Origin of the sequence: Reichenbachiella sp., from assembly GCF_039941815.1 — a bacterium.
In the GTDB taxonomy this organism is placed as follows: Bacteria; Bacteroidota; Bacteroidia; order Cytophagales; family Cyclobacteriaceae; genus Reichenbachiella.
This window is the reverse complement of sequence record NZ_JBDVDW010000032.1, coordinates 58,886-74,450: the sequence shown is the minus strand read 5'-3', so window position 1 is coordinate 74,450 and position 15,565 is coordinate 58,886. Positions and strand designations below refer to the sequence as shown.

The window sequence follows — 15,565 nt, the reverse complement described above, 5'->3', positions numbered from 1 at the left end:
TAACTAAACTCTACTTTGTCGCGACACCAAAGTATACGAATTCCAAATCCTCAGTTCCATCATTGACCAGTTCATGACTAGTATTCGCTGGAATCTGCAAAAAGGTACCAGGCTTAAGTTTAACACTTTCAGCACCAACAGTATAAGTCCCAAATCCTTTAATAAAGAAGAAACATTCTATCATGGTAGGGTGTATGTGTGAATCACAGACTTCACCAGGTTTGAATACGCCGTATGCAAATTGAGTAAGCGGTGAGGAGGTTTCCTGATTGCTGAGAAATACCTTTTTTAAACCAGAAAGGTGAGCCGTAGGCTCACCTTTAATGTCTTCAATGTATTCATAAATTTTATTGAGCATTGGCTGTATCTCTTTTTTGAATCTGCTCTGTGATCCACTTATAGGTCTTTTCAGTACCGTCTCTCAGACTTAAAGATGGTGCCCAGTTAAGCTTTTCCTTAATTAGAGCGTTATCTGAATTTCTGCCAGCAACTCCTGTAGGGCCTTCAATATTATCAATCGTAATTGATTTCCCAGAGATATCAATGATCATTTTTGCATAGTCATTAATAGAAATCATTTCTTCAGAACCAATATTGACCGGGCCGATAAAATCAGACTCCATGAATCTTCTTATGCCTTCCACACATTCATCCACCAACAGAAAAGAACGGGTTTGTTTGCCATCTCCCCACACCTCAATAACGCCACCTTCTGGTGTTTCAGCTACTTTTCTACATAGTGCTGCAGGCGCTTTTTCACGTCCGCCATCCCAGGTTCCTTGTGGACCAAAGATGTTGTGGAACCGAGCTACCTTCACATCGATACCGTGATTTCTGTTATATGTCAGATATAGACGCTCACTAAACAACTTCTCCCATCCATATTCACTATCAGGTGCGGCTGGGTAAGCGGAATCCTCAGAACATTTTGGGTTATCGGGATCCAGCTGATTGTATTCAGGATACATACATGCGGAAGACGAATAAAATATCTTCTTAATAGCCTTTTTCTTAACTTCTTCTAAGATATTCAGATTACATAAAGCTGAATTGTGCATTATTTCTGAATCATTGTCTCCTGTAAATACGAAACCGGCACCACCCATATCAGCGGCTAATTGATACACTTCATCAAGGTCAGACGATACGACTTTCTGTACCACATTAGGGTCTCTCAAATCACCAATAATGAATTCATCTGAGTTTCCATTTCCATATTCGTTGTCTTTGAGATCAACACCACGAACCCAGTAACCTTCTGTTTTGAGCCTATTCACCAAGTGTCCCCCGATGAATCCACCAGCTCCACAAACCAATGCTTTTTTCATATTATGACATTTTTTAAAATTATGGCAAAACTATAGCAAAAATTAATAGCAATTATTTGAAAATCGTTGTTCTCTTGATTAATTCCTTTAGTTTTGATTTTTCTGTATATCAAAAGACATGGGAAGTAATGAAAATAGCTGACTTGCGTTGAATTTATATACAATTTTATTTTTTAGATGAAAAACTGAGTAGTATGAAATATATAATTAAATCAAACTTCTTGTTAGGAATGTTAGCTGCAGTATGCATAATCAGCACAAACGTTGCTTTGGGGCAGGAGATTACGGAGGAAAATCTAAAAGAAAAAAGAAGAGAGTTTGCTTATAAAAAAAGAAGAATAATTGTTAACAATGACGGGTTAGATATTAAAAAAAGAAATGAAGATGACGTAGGATCTGATTTCATCAATAAGCGGATAAGTGGACTTGCTGGAAAACAAGTAGACGCGATTTCTTATTGTACTGGTGTCTTGGATTCGTATACTCATAAAAGTAATCTGTCTCAACTAAGAGTGGTAAACAAATTAGGAACGCCCTATTTGTCTCAGGAGCTTTTGGATCAAGGAACAGACGCCTTAGAAGAGGTGATTAAATTTGGCAAAAGCAATCAAATCGATATTTTCTGGTCATTTCGGATGAACGATACTCATGACAGTGGAACAGGTGGTTATTTGAGTCAGTGGAAACAAGATCATCTAGACTTATTATTGGGTGAGAAAGGTGGAAAATTTGAATATGGCGGCAAGGCTTGGGCTGCGTTGAACTATGAAAAACGATTAGTTAGAAATCGTGTTTTTGATACGATTGAAGAAGTAGTCGCTAATTACGATATTGATGGAATTGAATTGGACTTCTTTAAGCATCTTATCTATTTTGAAGAACCTACCAGAGGAGAACCGGCTACAGAATTACAAATTAGTTTGATGACTGAATTGATACGTGATTTACGAATAATGATTGATAGGTATTCCATAAAGAAACAGAAACCCATCCTTTTGTTAATCAAAATCCCTGATTCACCAGAATACGCAATGGCCTTGGGCCTAGACTATTTAGACTGGATGGAGAAAGGGTATATTGACATATTAATAAGTGGGGATTATTTTAAGCTAACACCTTGGGTAGATTTTGTAGCTATGGCTCGCAAATATGATGTAGCTTCATTTGCATGCTTGGCCCCAAGAAGAATTCACAATGGAGGAAAACCTGGTCAAAAATCTGATTTGCTCAAATGGAGAGGGGAGGCTTATGGAGCTTGGCAAGCAGGGGTGAATGGAATTTATACATTCAACAGATTTAGTACTTGGGACAAAATATTTGTAGAAATAGGAGATCCTCAGAAACTGAAGAACCTTGAAAGAGAAGATCAAGAATCTTTTATTTGTGAAGAATGCTGGTTCAAACCACAAAAGTGGGTTAAAGATGGTGAAAAATATCTTGTCCCTAAGAACTAAGGCATTTTCGAGAAACTAACCTTTGTCATTTATTCGAAGCTTAGGTATACTAATTTCCAAGAAAAAGAGATTGATGTCGAAGCTAATCGTCCTGCTAATATTAGTTTTAACACAATATTTGTGTATTAGTCAGGGCAAAAATGTTTTGCTGATTTGCGTAGATGACCTTCGGCCAGCATTAGGGGCCTATGATGATGGTTATGCCATTACGCCTAATATTGACGAACTGGCTTCAGAGTCCATAATATATAGGAATGCATTTGCACAACAAGCAGTATGTAATCCAAGCCGAGCAAGTATGCTAACTGGACTCAGGCCTTCGACCACAGAAGTTTATAACCTCAAAACACATTTTCGAGAGAAATTACCAGATGTAACCACGTTGCCTGAGCTATTTAAAGATAACGGGTATCATGCGGTTGGTTTTGGTAAAATATTCCACAATAATCTAGATGATAGCCAATCTTGGAGTAAAGCTAACTTTACCGTTAAGAATCTAACAAAGTGGAAACTTAGCGAAAACATTTCATTAGCAAGAGAAAGTGGTTCTGGGCCTGCTACCGAATTCGCCGATGGATTTGAGGCAGATTATAGAGATGCAATCATTGTGAATAAGGCAAAAGAAGAACTCAGAAAAGTTGGCGATAAGCCTTTTTTTATTGCAGTAGGATTAATAAAACCGCATTTACCCTTTGTTGCCCCTAAGAAGTTTTGGGATTTATATGATGGGCGGTTAGTGCCTGATGTTGAGCAAAGTTTTTACCCTATTTACTCGCCTCTAATTGCACAAACCAATTTTGGTGAATTGAGACAGTATTCTGATATAGGTGGAGTCGGAAATTTGAAAGAGGATGACAGAATACGACTGGTCAGGGGATATTACGCATGCGTATCTTATATCGATAGCTTAGTTGGTGAATTGCTCTCAGAATTGAAAGAGCAGGGTTTGTATGAAAATACGGTGATAGTGTTTTGGGGAGATCATGGTTTCAAATTGGGTGAATTTGGTTCTTGGTCAAAGCATACTAACTATGATATTGATACCAGGGTCCCCCTCATTATCAGAGATGTTGCAAGTGAGCGTCAAGTCAGAAAGGAGATTGTGGAATCGATAGACATCTATAAGTCAATAGCAGACTATTTTGATCTTACTCCTTCCCAGTCTTTGGAGGGAGATGATATTATTGATACTCCGGTTTCAACAGATGAAGGTTCGTTTGCTGTCTCCTTTATGGCCAGGTCACCTGATGAGATTGGTGTGAGTATCCGCACGGCTCGATATAGATATACACTTTGGCCAAATCTAGTTCAAGAATTGTATGATTTTAGAAGGTTTGGAGAAAGGTTAAATTTAGCCTCTGACGCTGAGTATGCTAATGTGCTAAACTATTTCTACGATTTTACCAGTAAGAATAAATTTGAAGTTGAAAACAAGATTATTCTGAAAAATGATGTGGCGGACTTTTATGATATTTCATTGAATTGGGATCATTTTGAACGGAAGTTAAATGTTAGAATCCATAGTGGAGACATATATGAATCGCTAATTTCCTCTATCGAGATATACAGCCTGCAGGGAAGTAGCATGATTAAGAAAATTTTAGCAAATCCCGAAAACTCGACTCAATTACAATTAGGTGATCATTATTCAGGGTTTTATGTTATTTCTGTGCAAAATACTGATGGAGAGGTGACACGGAAAAAATTTCTTATTACTGAAGATTTCTAATTAGGCATTCTAACTTCCAAGAATATATTTGCTTCTTTTTCCAAGCAATTTTTTTGCCGTGAAAGTTATTAACGTGGATATCAATAGTATCAAAACAAACAGGACTGTTGATTTAAGGAGCGAGCTCTTAAATATACTATTCAATACGATATCAAAGTTTAGGGCTCTCAAAAGTCCCCATTTGACATATCCATGGATAAAAAAAATAGGAAAGCTATAGTTGGCCATCAGAGATAAAAATTTATTCGATCCTCTTTGGACTTCAAAGAATCCCAAGAAAAATAGAATTAGGCAAATCTTTTGTATTAACATGAGATCAACTCCTTCATACGTCAAAATTTGGTCAATTGACTTATTATAGGCTCCTATAGTGTCGACATACATGAATTGATAAACCGCCAATAGTACTGAAAATATCAAAAAAGTAACATACCAAATATTTTTTAACCAGGTTACTAGATTTAACCAATATTTCTTAATGAATATTCCTAAGAGGTATAAAGGTAAATAGTAGACAAAGGAATGTATTGGATTAATTGAATTCGCAGGGCGATGAATAAATAAAGAAAAACTGAACAGCAATATTAGGATCAAGCACTGAAACTGCATATTTAGTTTGGAGAATCTAATACTGAGAGGTACGGTTAAATATATCAGCGTAATGAATGGAATAAACCAATAAGCTAACATGTGACGCCCTATAGCGATTGAAATAAAGAGCGTTTCAATCGAGGTTGCATCAGAGAATGCTTTTATTCTATGTCCAGTAATTAGATGATAGATCAGTATAGGAGAAGAGCATAGCAAATATGGTAATATGACGGAATTAAACTTCTTTTTTATAAATACTGAGTAACTAAAACGCTCGTTCAGCAGATGATAAAATAGGAATCCACTAATGAATATAAAGAAAGCTGTCCCACCTTTGAGAAGGTTGGTAAGTACTGGATGATCTGTGCCAAATTCTAGAGTCAATGAATGACCTAGAACGATTACTATGATAGATAAACCTCGGAAAGAATGAATAGCTGGAATAAAACTTGATTCCTTTTGGTCGTTCATAATATGGCACGGTTCATTTACGACTTATTAAATGCTAGTATGGTGCATTTTTATTTATCACCACGAATGAAGGAGATCAAATTAAAAAAAATGAATTTGGGTACAACGTCGAGATACCTTTTCCATAATCTTTTTGGTTCGATAATCAACCTAAAAAACCACTCCATACCTATTTTTTGAATCCAAGCAGGAGATTGCACCAGTCTATCTGTATGAAAGTCGAAAGCTGCTCCTACGGTAATGATGTAGGAAACGTTGGTGTGCTCAGCAAGCCTATATCCAAATTGTTCCTGTTTTGGAGCACCGAGTCCGATCCATACGATATCAGCACGAGCAATATTTATGTCATCAGCAATAGCCTTAAAATCATATTTATCTAGTGGCAGGAATGGAGGGCAGAATGTACCCACTACTCTGTTATTTTCGAATTTTTCACGGGAAGCAATTTTAAGCAGGTCTGCTACTCCTTCCATACCTCCACAAAAATAATGATTGATGTTTTCATTCTTGGAAGCTTTCATGAGGTAAGCAAAGAAGTCTGGCCCATAGCATCTCTTCATCTGATGGTGACCTTTCAACTTACCGATCCATACGGCCGGCATACCATCTGGTAGATTGAAATAATATTGATTGAGAATACTCTTAAAGTCACTATTGCTTCTGGCATGGACAATACCATGCGCACCGGTGGCACTTATTAATCTATTCTTTGCTTCTTTATTATTTATAGAATCTATGACCTCATCAACAGCTGATGGAATGTCCTTGTCATACATTCTTATGTCTAGAATTTTTAGGTTACTCATTTTTGTAATATTTCTCGTAGATCCTTGGGTCTAGGTATTTTCTGAGTCGCTTGATTTCCGGAGCGAACAGCTGCTTTAACTCGGCATATACATCTTCAGGTATCAATACATCGTTGCGCCCCCCTGAATAAATGGCCTTTTTCAGGCCAATACGTTTTGCTCCCTCTGTTAACCAGCGCATCCCATAGTTTTTAGTGAATCTTCTTGATCTCGAGGCCAGATAGGCTATAGTGCGATTCCTAGGAATGCTTTGCTCATTAATTTTTGTGTTAGCGAGTTTTTTTGCGTCTATAAAATCCAGTTCTAGAAATGAACAGAGTTGGTTTATATAGTCGTTGATATTTTCTTTCATGCCTTCGATCGGAAGTATCAGGATATTTTCTTGGCCAAACTCCTCGATCCATTCTGGAAGATATTTAGAATAAAAACTGTTAGAAATGAAAGTTGTATTCTTACCTAGTGCTAGCTTAGCATCTGTTTCTCTAATCAACCCTAACTTAAGAAAATGTTTGTAATGGGATATTGTACGTTCAATTGGATTCCTTAGGGTAATAATAATCTTCGCAGTGGGGAAGTCGGTTTTAATTCTCAAGCGACTTATTTCTGAAGCAAAATAGGAGGGTGAAAAATCGCATTTAGTAAAATCTGAATTCTGGTCGAAATAGGATAAGTACCATTCCTTCCCCTTAGTATAATATTTGTTGAAGTATTGTATTTCTTTATCCTTACTTGATGCGACGAGGTTTGGATGATATTTGGCATATTCAAATAACCAAGTAGTTCCAGTTTTGGCAGGGCCTACAAAAATGGCAAGATTCATAGAATGGTTAATTATTGCATCACTTAAAATGTATATCCAAAAGTATCAATATCTTGCTTATAAATTCTTTCGACTACTTCTTTTGTTTCATCATTGTAAAATTGACGATACTCGTTACTCTCCCTTGATTTATTTAATTCATATTTTGAAAGTTTGACTCCCAATTTACTTTCTAAGGTTGCATAGAACTTATCTAACTCTTCTATTTTACCAATATAATCGACTAACAACTCACCTGAATCGTCAGCAAAAAAAGACAGTTGCGTACGATTGTGTGTATCTCTCCATCTTATATAATCTTCAAAACTCTTTAAGTCTTTCACAAATTTATGGCGAAAATGTTTGGTGTTTTTTAACTGGTAATGGTACCTGGAAACCTCCCAATCCCAAGGATTTCTCACCAGTCCAAATACAAAATACTTCTTATAGTCCTCTCCTAATGCACTTTTCACGTCTAGGGCACGGGCATGTTTTTTGACTCCAATATATTTGCCAATTTTCTTGATACCAAGATAATAGAGGAGATTATTGATTAACCATTCTGATGTATTGATGTGTGCCGCGAAGCTTTGTCTTAAGCTGGTACCGGCCACTTTATAATTGTGAATAAAAATAAATTTAGACTTGGTGGTGCTTGAAATTAATATAGTTTTTGATTTTCCCTTTCCAATCATGGGTTTTTAGTTACATCTCTAAAAATAGTTTTTCGAAGTTACTATAAAATCGCTCAAGCGAATACTTTTCCAAATATTCCTTCCTTCCGTACTCTCCCATTTTTATCCGTAATTCAGGATTGACAATGAGTGTTTGCATGGCTTCTGCGAGTGTTTCGGCATTTTGAATGGGTACAATCAAGCCTGATTTTTGATGTTGGATTATACCAGGAATGGCTCTCCAGTTTGTCGCTACAACTGGGATTTTGAATTGCATCGCCTCAATGGTTACAAGCCCAAAAGATTCATTTTCATAATAACTTGGGAATACCAATAAATCTGTTGTTGCGAAAATATCCCATTTAGCTTCGCCGTTTATTTCTCCGATATACTCGACATACCTTTCATTTGATTTTACAAAATCAAAGACTTTGCCTTTGAATTGCTCATCATGGAATTTGCCAGCGAGCCTTAATTTGAACTTCAGACCATGGTCAACTAATTTGGAAATCGCCTGCATAAGTTCACCCACACCTTTGGTCTCCCTGATACTCCCAATGTAGAGAATGTTAATAACATCTTGATTTTTGACACCTTGACGGTAATGATCTTCCATACCGTTGGGTATAATTATATCTCTTTTGGAACCGAGAAATTTACCGTCTTCTGGATTAAATTCAGAAAGCCGTATAGTAAAATCTGGTTTGCCGAATGCTAGTTTAACCAGTCTTTTTTCAATCCAGGTCAAATCCTGATAAGCGATGGAGAGGCCTGCTGATCTAAAGTGATATATTACCTTGCTGAATAGCCATCTTGTCGAGAGTAGAATTATCATATCTCGATATAACGCAACTCGCTGCCCACCACAAGGCATGTAATAAAGTGCTTCGCAGTCGAATCGAAGCTTATAGATAATTACCTTGACAACGGTGGTAAACAGTTTCAAAATTTTATGAAACTGGAATTTACCAACTTGATCTAAGCTTGTGGAAAAGGATAAATTCAAGTGTACAAGCTCAGCATTTTGGTAATTGCCCTCTAAAAACCTTTTGGTAGAGATGGCTTGTCCATGATATGGAGGAGGAACTTGACCGACAACAAGAATGATTTTATTTCTCATGGCATAATAAGTATGCTAACCAGATTGTTATTGGCAAATTTGAAAATCCTATTAGGGCGCTATTTCCAACGCCGCCAAGTAAGATAGCTATCAATAATGTCTTTTTTTGCGGAGATAGATTGAAAAATACCCGTCGAACAAACAAAAAGAAGATGATAAAGAATGCTGCACCGTAGAGGATTAAAAAGTTTAAGTAGAGATTGTGCGGATTAGCTTTGGCAAATCCCCATGTCATAACACTAAATCCCTCTACACCACTAAACCCTATCAGCATATCAAGAATAGACTTACTAGTATATATATTCCAGATGTCTACCCAAAGAGATGCTCTACCAGTTAGTAAGTAGTCAAGTAGAATCAAATAGACCCTATCTTGTGTCAGAATGTAAATGACAAGTGGTGTGAGAAATGAAAGAAAAATTGTAATTAGTAAAATTTCTCCAAATATTTTCCATTTAAGTTTATTCAACACAAAAGCACAGAGGACTGAGCCTATTCCAACTAATATGGGAGTTGTACGAAAGGTGATGAATGCTATTGTGCCAGTTAGAAATAAAAAGAAAAGTTTATTTCTTTTTATTGGATTGAAATACAAATTTATTAAAAGCACCAAAATAGAATATGAGTCTATATGTGCTGTCGAGCCAAAAAATCCCACAAAAGCATTCGCATTTCCAAAAACTGTGGTGACGTCATCTGAGTTAATTGCACGCCCAACTGGAATAACTCCTAGATTAACAAGAATCGAAAGTGCTGCATAAACAAGATAAGGCAAATTTGTAATGGCCAACATTTGTTTATGTGTGTATTTGTTTAAGCTAAAAAACACAACAAGAAGACAAAAGAAAAGGAGAAATAAATAGGCCGTAGGGAAAGATTTATTGTACAAAACGCCAAAAGCGATTGTAAAAGTGGCAATTACTAGTAGCGCCAAGGCGTATTGCTTTATTCTTTTCGAACGAAAAAGAATTTCAGCAATTAGAATTGAAAACGCCCCAATTAAACAGCAAATAGTCAATAAGTAGAAGGAATGACTGAAAAACCCTATATACATCCCAAAGAATGAAAATATGATTAGACCAATTAAAATCTTCTCATCATAGTATTTTGAAGTTGTTGAGATAGACGAGTTCATTACTGCCAGGAATTTAGATTCAACCCTGTTAATTTTTGAAGTCTTATTATTTGTTCTTTAAATATTGGTTTGAGTATTAGTTTGGCTTTATTGGACATCTTTGAGTAGCCTGGCTTTCTCCTTTCTAATACTTTCCTGATAATTTTAAAGGGTAAGGATCTACCGAATACACTTCTGGCAGCTCTTAGGAGCTTGGGGTATGCAGACACAAAGGTGACGTTCCTCGGCTCATTCACCACTTCTTCCTGGCTCATACTTTTCAAACCTAAAAAGTCAAGTACCTTATTGGTTTCTTGCAATGGAGACTTAACTAGATCTTCAAAAAGCATGAAATGGAACTGCTCTTTATCAAAGAACTTTAAATAATTTTCAATCTGATCCGAATAATTACTTCTTGCAATATATCTATTCCAAATGTTCTCCGTCAATCCTTTGACTTCATCTTCTATTGCCTTTTCAAAAGTTCTACTTTCACCGCCATGTTTTTGAACGTGCCAAAATTGAGAATAACTTCGTTTTATTGGATCTCGCAATATCCAAATAAGTTTCATATTTGGATTGTAGTCAAAAATTCGCTTAGCTGACTTGGATATATAATGATAACTAGCAGTTTTTTCACCTACAAGTTTTTTGCACTCTGATGCCTGACCTATTTTAGACAAATACCATTTGGGGCCTTTTTTGTAATTTTTGTCATGAGAAAAATAGAATATTTCATTTTTTGGAATATATATATCCTTATGATGAGATAAGATATAAGCCAGTGATGATGTGCCACCTTTCATGGCCCCAACAATCAAAAAATCAGGTTTAATCATTTGTCAACTCAATTACTTTCAATCCTTCAGAGTTTTGAAATTGCATGTAAAATTCATCAATTATTTCTGAAAAAGGAGTGTTAATCAATTCTATTGGAACTTTGTAGCTCACAATTTTTATCATCGGATACATTTTTCTGATATTTAGAAGAGCCGAAGAAGTAAATCCGATGATATGGCGTGGAAGGATGGTGTCTTCTAAAATTCCTAATTCGATTGGTAAGTCAAATTTCCTAATTTCAACTCCAAATTGGCTAGCCAATTTGTTCAATTTTAAGTCGTTTTCACCTCTGTGTGGAATGTATACTATATTATGCCCGGGATAATAATCTAGAGTGGCCTTGAACACATCAAAGTAATCATTTTCACTCATCCACCCAATCTCAGAATATTTAGCCCCAACAAAAAAAACCAATTCTTCCTCGAGAGAGAAATTTTTAGTTTCAATATACTTTTTGATGAATGCATAGTCATTGGAGTAGATTTTTTGAGAATCTGCGGGAATAATGTTATAGCAAGTAAAAAGATTAATAGGATGTTGATTGACTGATCTTAAACCAAGAATTTTCACTAAAATGTTTCTAATAAGTTCAAATTTGAAGCCATTGTTATATAGCTTATTTTCGAGGATATATTGATCTTGAATTAGATACGTGATGGTTCCATCATCTAAAAGAACAACTTCATTGCAGGGAAGATTATTGGCAAAAATTAGATAGTTGGAGGCTCGATAGTCACCAATAAAAATTTTATCAAATTCTATTTTCAATTTTTTAAGTGATCGAAGCACTCCGAATTCTTTTAACATTCCTAGTCCAAATCTGGAATTACCAACTGTTATTATATTAGCCCATTTTTTTAGGCTTAGCATATTAATAATTTGCTCATTAGACCTCTGATTGTCAGTCAATCTTATTACCAAGTACTCATTATTATCAGGAAAACGAGTACTGGCTTCTATTGCATTTAGCAACTGCAAAGGAGATTTTATTAAATATAGATTTGGCAAGAATTTTAAAATTTAATGAAAAACAAGTGTTAGTAAACTTAGGTCGATGGATTATTTACCAATTCTTTTTTTACAAAATACAATATAAGAACTAATTGCAAGACAGAGCAAATAAGAGTGGTGTAGGCTGCAACTATTGGTCCATGCGTTTTTAGAAAAGCTATGTTGAGCAGAACATTCAATACAGAGGCTATGGTAGTAATGGCTGCTACTTGTTTAGTTTTATTGGCCACCATTAAAAATGGAGTATAGCATGCGATAATTGAATAAAAAACAAAACTCAATCCTATTATGACGACATACTGTTGAATACCTTGAAATTTATTAAGATCAACAAATAGAGGAAGCAGTTTTAAACCAAAAGTTATGAATAGTAGATAAATGGCAATTGCAATGAGTGTAATTCCCATAATGTATTTGTTAACTTGTTTTTGATCGTATTGGTCTGAATTGTACTTTTTATAAAACCATGGACTCCAACCTTGACCTACCGCCAATGAGAAAATCTGCATTGCGGCTCCAATTTGATAACCTACGGTATAAATCCCCGTGGCCGTCGTGCCTAGAAACATTGAAATTAGCAATCTATCACTTAGGTTCAATACCATTTGAGAGATCCTTTGAAAAATTAATGGAAATCCAAACTTCACCCAGTTTCTAAAGATCTGTCTATTAAATACAAGTTGAAATGATTTTTGTTTGTATAAGATCAAACAAGCAAAAATTACTAGAAATGTAGTGGTAACCGTTGAGGCCAAAATTTTGCTCGTCCAAGAATTACTTATATAATATACAAAGATCATTGCGAGGAAAATGTCAGCAAAAACTTTGATGAATGATCCTAAGCCAAATACTGTGGTATTAAAGGAAATTCTAAAGTAATTTTTTAAGGATTTAAATATGGCATTGAGAAATGAGGTTGCGAAAATGAGAACCAACCAAATAAATTGAAAATCTTCGAGTCCAAAAAAACCAATAATAAAATATACAGGTATTGAAATAAGTCCTAGAAAACCCGCGATGTAAAATTGTGAATATAAGTATGTTCCTAATACCTTTTTTCTGAATTCAACTCCAGACTGATAATATTCTTTACTTTGAAAGGTCGGGTAACCCATAAGTAAAAATGGAGTTGAAATGTTGATGATTACAACGATGGTATATAAATACCCATAATCAGAGACTGAGAGGTATTTTGTCAGAAATGGAAGTAAGACAAGAGGTGTTATACTCTCGAAAACGGAAATAGCCGAGAAAAAAAGACCGCTTTTGAATAATTTCATTTGTTTTCAATTGTGAGTGAGAACGGCCTTTTGTCTAGACAATTCTTATCAAAATTATCAATGTCAGAAGTTTTTCCCATTTATTTGGAAATAGAATGGGTTTATTTTGCCTCTAATCTACAATGTCCTATGAATCAAGAATACTCTGATATGAAGAGGATATTAATTGTACATGTTCATCTACTTTGCAATTTACTCTCTCTTCAATTGCCTTTAGATTTTTATATTTATTCAAGGCTTCATCTACAATTAATTCGATGTTATAGGCATCACCAATTTTGTGTTCAATTTCTGTTTCATAATTAAGAAGGTGTTGTAAGCTCATAGTTTTATGTGAATTTGAACCAAAAAACACGCAAGGAGTGCCTCCTAGAGCGGCCATAATTGATGGATGGTATCTGCCCGACAAATACATTTTGGCATTACTCAGAATATTAGCTCCTAACATTACGTTAGTACTGCTATCTATATATCTTAGATTTGTTACTTCTGAAACTTCCTTCAGAAATGAATCTCCTCCTGGATTCACCAAAATGAGCTCTTCATGGAATTGACTCTTTAGCTCTGAAACTAATTTCACAAAGTACTCCGTCCAACCTTTTCGGTCCTTTTCGCTTCTTGGAACTGATGCACCGCTTATGCATATATATTCATCAGGAAAGAGAGAGTCATTGAAAGCAGGGATGTCTTCTGAATAAAATGTCATCCTATCTGACCTTGCCTCTGGCTTAAGTGATTGAGGGTAGTAATTCTTCCAGGTAAATAATGCGTCTGGAACAATTTTTTGCCCAATTGAACCATGCTGATCGAGAAGTTCACCAGACATTTTATCCCTCAAATAGACCTGCTCGCATTTTTGAAGAGTTTCTAAACTGATATCAAGCATTTTCGTATTGAGGCCAGTATCAGGACATGGACTCATCATTGCATTCACGAGATACGCTTCTTTATTAAAATACTTCGCCAGCTCAATGGTGAATAATTGGAAACAATGGTCTCGCCTTGGAACTTTAGTAAAAATGAAGGAGCCTTCTCCATTAATAATCACTTTATCTGAAGCTTCTACCTTTTTATAAAAATTAAGCAAAACGTCATTTTTCTTATAATTCTTAAGAAAGCGTTTTAATGAAATTGTAGGATTGTAATCAATGTAGTCCAAGCTCAAATTAAACAACCAAGGCATTTTTGTGATGCCAGTATTTTTGAGAATCATGTTGATTTTTACCAGGCTCTTTTTATCAACAATTTGCCTGTTAATAAAATGGCTTATTCCTGAGCCAATGGGCAGGTTCTTATCAGCTAGATATTTTAGTGAGCTGTTAAAGGAAGAACTATTTTGATTGATGATATTAAGCAAAGCTAGGCTGGTAGCCCTACACCCCCATATAATGGAATCTCTGTTATCACAAACCAGAAGTACATTTTTCATACTTTGATTAAATTAAATTTTTTCAACACTAGAGTCGTTCAATTTCCACCTGTCTAATTTAACATCAAGAAGTGCTTCCAATTTTATGATGTCCTCCTTATAATAATTGTACAAAAATTGTCGATTATCAGCTGTCAGCTTCTCTGGGACCTGACCTCTAAATCCTGATTTCACTAGCAGTTTTTCAATTTTATTATATGAAAAGAGTCGTGAAATTCTAGTCCGCTTTAAGAATGAGTGTACAGTGGGAAACTTTGGAATCGTCCGTTGATTTTTCTTTTCCATAGTAATTACCAATGGAGACACTCCAACAAAATCACATACTTCGTTTATTACACTTTGATTGTCCTCAATGAAATCTTCATAGAAGAAAATTTTTATTTTGTCGCGATCAAATCGATCTAAATAGTATTTTACTTGCTCAAAATATTTTCCACGTTCTTTATAAAGCCACGTCCAACCCCATCCTAGTTCTTTTCTCTTTGATTCTGCATTGAGGGCATCAATAAAGTTTTTACTTGTCTCGCGTCCGAGCGATTTTAAATGCTTATAGTGTGAAAAAGCTCTTTCAACAGGGTTTCTTAGAATAATAATCAGTTTGGCATTTGGGATGTTGGATTTTATGCCATCTGCAGCATAGCTACTATATAAATACCAAGGTGTGGCTTCACCAATTGCTGTCTCATCCTTTACCTCATGAAATAACTTTTCATAATCTTCGATCTTCGTAATATAATTTTTATAAGCTTTTCGATCTCCCGGTCCTGTCCATTTACATTCCAGATCTCTAAAGCAAAAGAATTTAGGCTCTTTCACCTTAGGCATAAAAATATTGGGGTGTTGTATAAGATAGTTATACATGGCTGTTGTGCCTGCTTTTGCTGCACCAATGATCAAAAAATTTGGATACTTAGTCATC

Annotated in this window: 14 protein-coding genes; 2 read left to right on the top strand and 12 right to left on the bottom strand. The window is 35.4% G+C overall.

The genetic code is table 11. The features are described from left to right. Positions 1–10: 10 nt before the first annotated feature. Both ABJF11_RS07605 and ABJF11_RS07600 read right to left on the bottom strand, forming a co-directional pair. Entirely contained in the window at positions 11–358 is a 348-nt protein-coding gene (locus ABJF11_RS07605) for a cupin domain-containing protein (RefSeq protein ID WP_348119184.1), read from the bottom strand. Further along, the gene (locus tag ABJF11_RS07600; RefSeq protein WP_348119183.1) at positions 348–1,328 is read right to left on the bottom strand and encodes an NAD-dependent epimerase/dehydratase family protein; all 981 of its coding nucleotides are present in this window, start codon (positions 1,326–1,328) and stop codon (positions 348–350) included. The genes ABJF11_RS07605 and ABJF11_RS07600 overlap by 11 nt, the downstream gene beginning before the upstream one ends. A 194-nt stretch (positions 1,329–1,522) precedes the next feature. Between ABJF11_RS07600 and ABJF11_RS07595 the strand changes: the two genes are divergently transcribed. Both ABJF11_RS07595 and ABJF11_RS07590 read left to right on the top strand, forming a co-directional pair. Then, the gene (locus tag ABJF11_RS07595) at positions 1,523–2,782 is read left to right on the top strand and encodes a hypothetical protein (RefSeq protein WP_348119182.1); all 1,260 of its coding nucleotides are present in this window, start codon (positions 1,523–1,525) and stop codon (positions 2,780–2,782) included. Between the two features lie 73 nt (positions 2,783–2,855). Continuing rightward, complete coding sequence (locus ABJF11_RS07590) at positions 2,856–4,511, top strand: sulfatase-like hydrolase/transferase (RefSeq protein ID WP_348119181.1); 1,656 nt, start codon at positions 2,856–2,858, stop codon at positions 4,509–4,511. Between the two features lie 1,112 nt (positions 4,512–5,623). Here the strand turns inward: ABJF11_RS07590 and ABJF11_RS07585 are convergent. The 10 genes from ABJF11_RS07585 to ABJF11_RS07540 all read right to left on the bottom strand — a co-directional run bounded on the left by ABJF11_RS07585 (position 5,624) and on the right by ABJF11_RS07540 (position 15,564). After that, positions 5,624–6,379: a WecB/TagA/CpsF family glycosyltransferase gene (locus ABJF11_RS07585; protein WP_348119180.1), complete on the bottom strand. Its 756-nt coding sequence runs from the start codon at positions 6,377–6,379 to the stop codon at positions 5,624–5,626. Next, on the bottom strand, positions 6,372–7,199 hold the full coding sequence (locus tag ABJF11_RS07580) for a sulfotransferase domain-containing protein (protein ID WP_348119179.1): 828 nt from the start codon (positions 7,197–7,199) through the stop codon (positions 6,372–6,374). Before ABJF11_RS07580 ends, ABJF11_RS07585 begins: the two co-directional genes overlap by 8 nt. Before the next feature lie 23 nt (positions 7,200–7,222). After that, the gene (locus ABJF11_RS07575; protein ID WP_348119178.1) at positions 7,223–7,873 is read right to left on the bottom strand and encodes a hypothetical protein; all 651 of its coding nucleotides are present in this window, start codon (positions 7,871–7,873) and stop codon (positions 7,223–7,225) included. Between the two features lie 10 nt (positions 7,874–7,883). After that, positions 7,884–8,972, bottom strand: coding sequence for a glycosyltransferase family 4 protein (locus ABJF11_RS07570; protein WP_348119176.1), 1,089 nt, complete (start codon positions 8,970–8,972; stop codon positions 7,884–7,886). Continuing rightward, positions 8,962–10,107 (bottom strand): hypothetical protein, encoded by a 1,146-nt coding sequence (locus tag ABJF11_RS07565; RefSeq protein ID WP_348119175.1) that lies wholly within the window; start codon positions 10,105–10,107, stop codon positions 8,962–8,964. The genes ABJF11_RS07570 and ABJF11_RS07565 overlap by 11 nt, the downstream gene beginning before the upstream one ends. Further along, positions 10,107–10,925, bottom strand: coding sequence for a sulfotransferase (locus ABJF11_RS07560; RefSeq protein WP_348119174.1), 819 nt, complete (start codon positions 10,923–10,925; stop codon positions 10,107–10,109). The genes ABJF11_RS07565 and ABJF11_RS07560 overlap by 1 nt, the downstream gene beginning before the upstream one ends. Next, positions 10,918–11,934: a polysialyltransferase family glycosyltransferase gene (locus tag ABJF11_RS07555; RefSeq protein WP_348119173.1), complete on the bottom strand. Its 1,017-nt coding sequence runs from the start codon at positions 11,932–11,934 to the stop codon at positions 10,918–10,920. Before ABJF11_RS07555 ends, ABJF11_RS07560 begins: the two co-directional genes overlap by 8 nt. A gap of 38 nt (positions 11,935–11,972) precedes the next feature. After that, positions 11,973–13,217: an oligosaccharide flippase family protein gene (locus tag ABJF11_RS07550; protein WP_348119172.1), complete on the bottom strand. Its 1,245-nt coding sequence runs from the start codon at positions 13,215–13,217 to the stop codon at positions 11,973–11,975. A 127-nt stretch (positions 13,218–13,344) separates the two neighbouring features. Continuing rightward, positions 13,345–14,646 carry a polysaccharide pyruvyl transferase family protein gene (locus ABJF11_RS07545; protein ID WP_348119171.1) on the bottom strand — a complete coding sequence of 434 codons (1,302 nt, stop codon included), beginning with the start codon at positions 14,644–14,646 and terminating at the stop codon, positions 13,345–13,347. A 12-nt stretch (positions 14,647–14,658) separates the two neighbouring features. After that, the gene (locus tag ABJF11_RS07540) at positions 14,659–15,564 is read right to left on the bottom strand and encodes a sulfotransferase (protein WP_348119170.1); all 906 of its coding nucleotides are present in this window, start codon (positions 15,562–15,564) and stop codon (positions 14,659–14,661) included. Between the last annotated feature and the right edge of the window lies 1 nt (position 15,565).

Excerpts from the sequence above, each read along its gene's own strand:
- ABJF11_RS07585 (WP_348119180.1), bottom strand. The coding sequence starts at position 6,379 with ATGAGTAACCTAAAAATTCTAGACATAAGAATGTATGACAAGGACATT.
- ABJF11_RS07570 (WP_348119176.1), bottom strand. The coding sequence starts at position 8,972 with ATGAGAAATAAAATCATTCTTGTTGTCGGTCAAGTTCCTCCTCCATAT.
- ABJF11_RS07600 (WP_348119183.1), bottom strand. The coding sequence starts at position 1,328 with ATGAAAAAAGCATTGGTTTGTGGAGCTGGTGGATTCATCGGGGGACAC.
- ABJF11_RS07540 (WP_348119170.1), bottom strand. The coding sequence starts at position 15,564 with ATGACTAAGTATCCAAATTTTTTGATCATTGGTGCAGCAAAAGCAGGC.
- ABJF11_RS07550 (WP_348119172.1), bottom strand. The coding sequence starts at position 13,217 with ATGAAATTATTCAAAAGCGGTCTTTTTTTCTCGGCTATTTCCGTTTTC.
- ABJF11_RS07605 (WP_348119184.1), bottom strand. The coding sequence starts at position 358 with ATGCTCAATAAAATTTATGAATACATTGAAGACATTAAAGGTGAGCCT.
- ABJF11_RS07580 (WP_348119179.1), bottom strand. The coding sequence starts at position 7,199 with ATGAATCTTGCCATTTTTGTAGGCCCTGCCAAAACTGGAACTACTTGG.
- ABJF11_RS07560 (WP_348119174.1), bottom strand. The coding sequence starts at position 10,925 with ATGATTAAACCTGATTTTTTGATTGTTGGGGCCATGAAAGGTGGCACA.
- ABJF11_RS07565 (WP_348119175.1), bottom strand. The coding sequence starts at position 10,107 with ATGAACTCGTCTATCTCAACAACTTCAAAATACTATGATGAGAAGATT.
- ABJF11_RS07575 (WP_348119178.1), bottom strand. The coding sequence starts at position 7,873 with ATGATTGGAAAGGGAAAATCAAAAACTATATTAATTTCAAGCACCACC.
- ABJF11_RS07545 (WP_348119171.1), bottom strand. The coding sequence starts at position 14,646 with ATGAAAAATGTACTTCTGGTTTGTGATAACAGAGATTCCATTATATGG.
- ABJF11_RS07590 (WP_348119181.1), top strand. The coding sequence starts at position 2,856 with ATGTCGAAGCTAATCGTCCTGCTAATATTAGTTTTAACACAATATTTG.
- ABJF11_RS07595 (WP_348119182.1), top strand. The coding sequence starts at position 1,523 with ATGAAATATATAATTAAATCAAACTTCTTGTTAGGAATGTTAGCTGCA.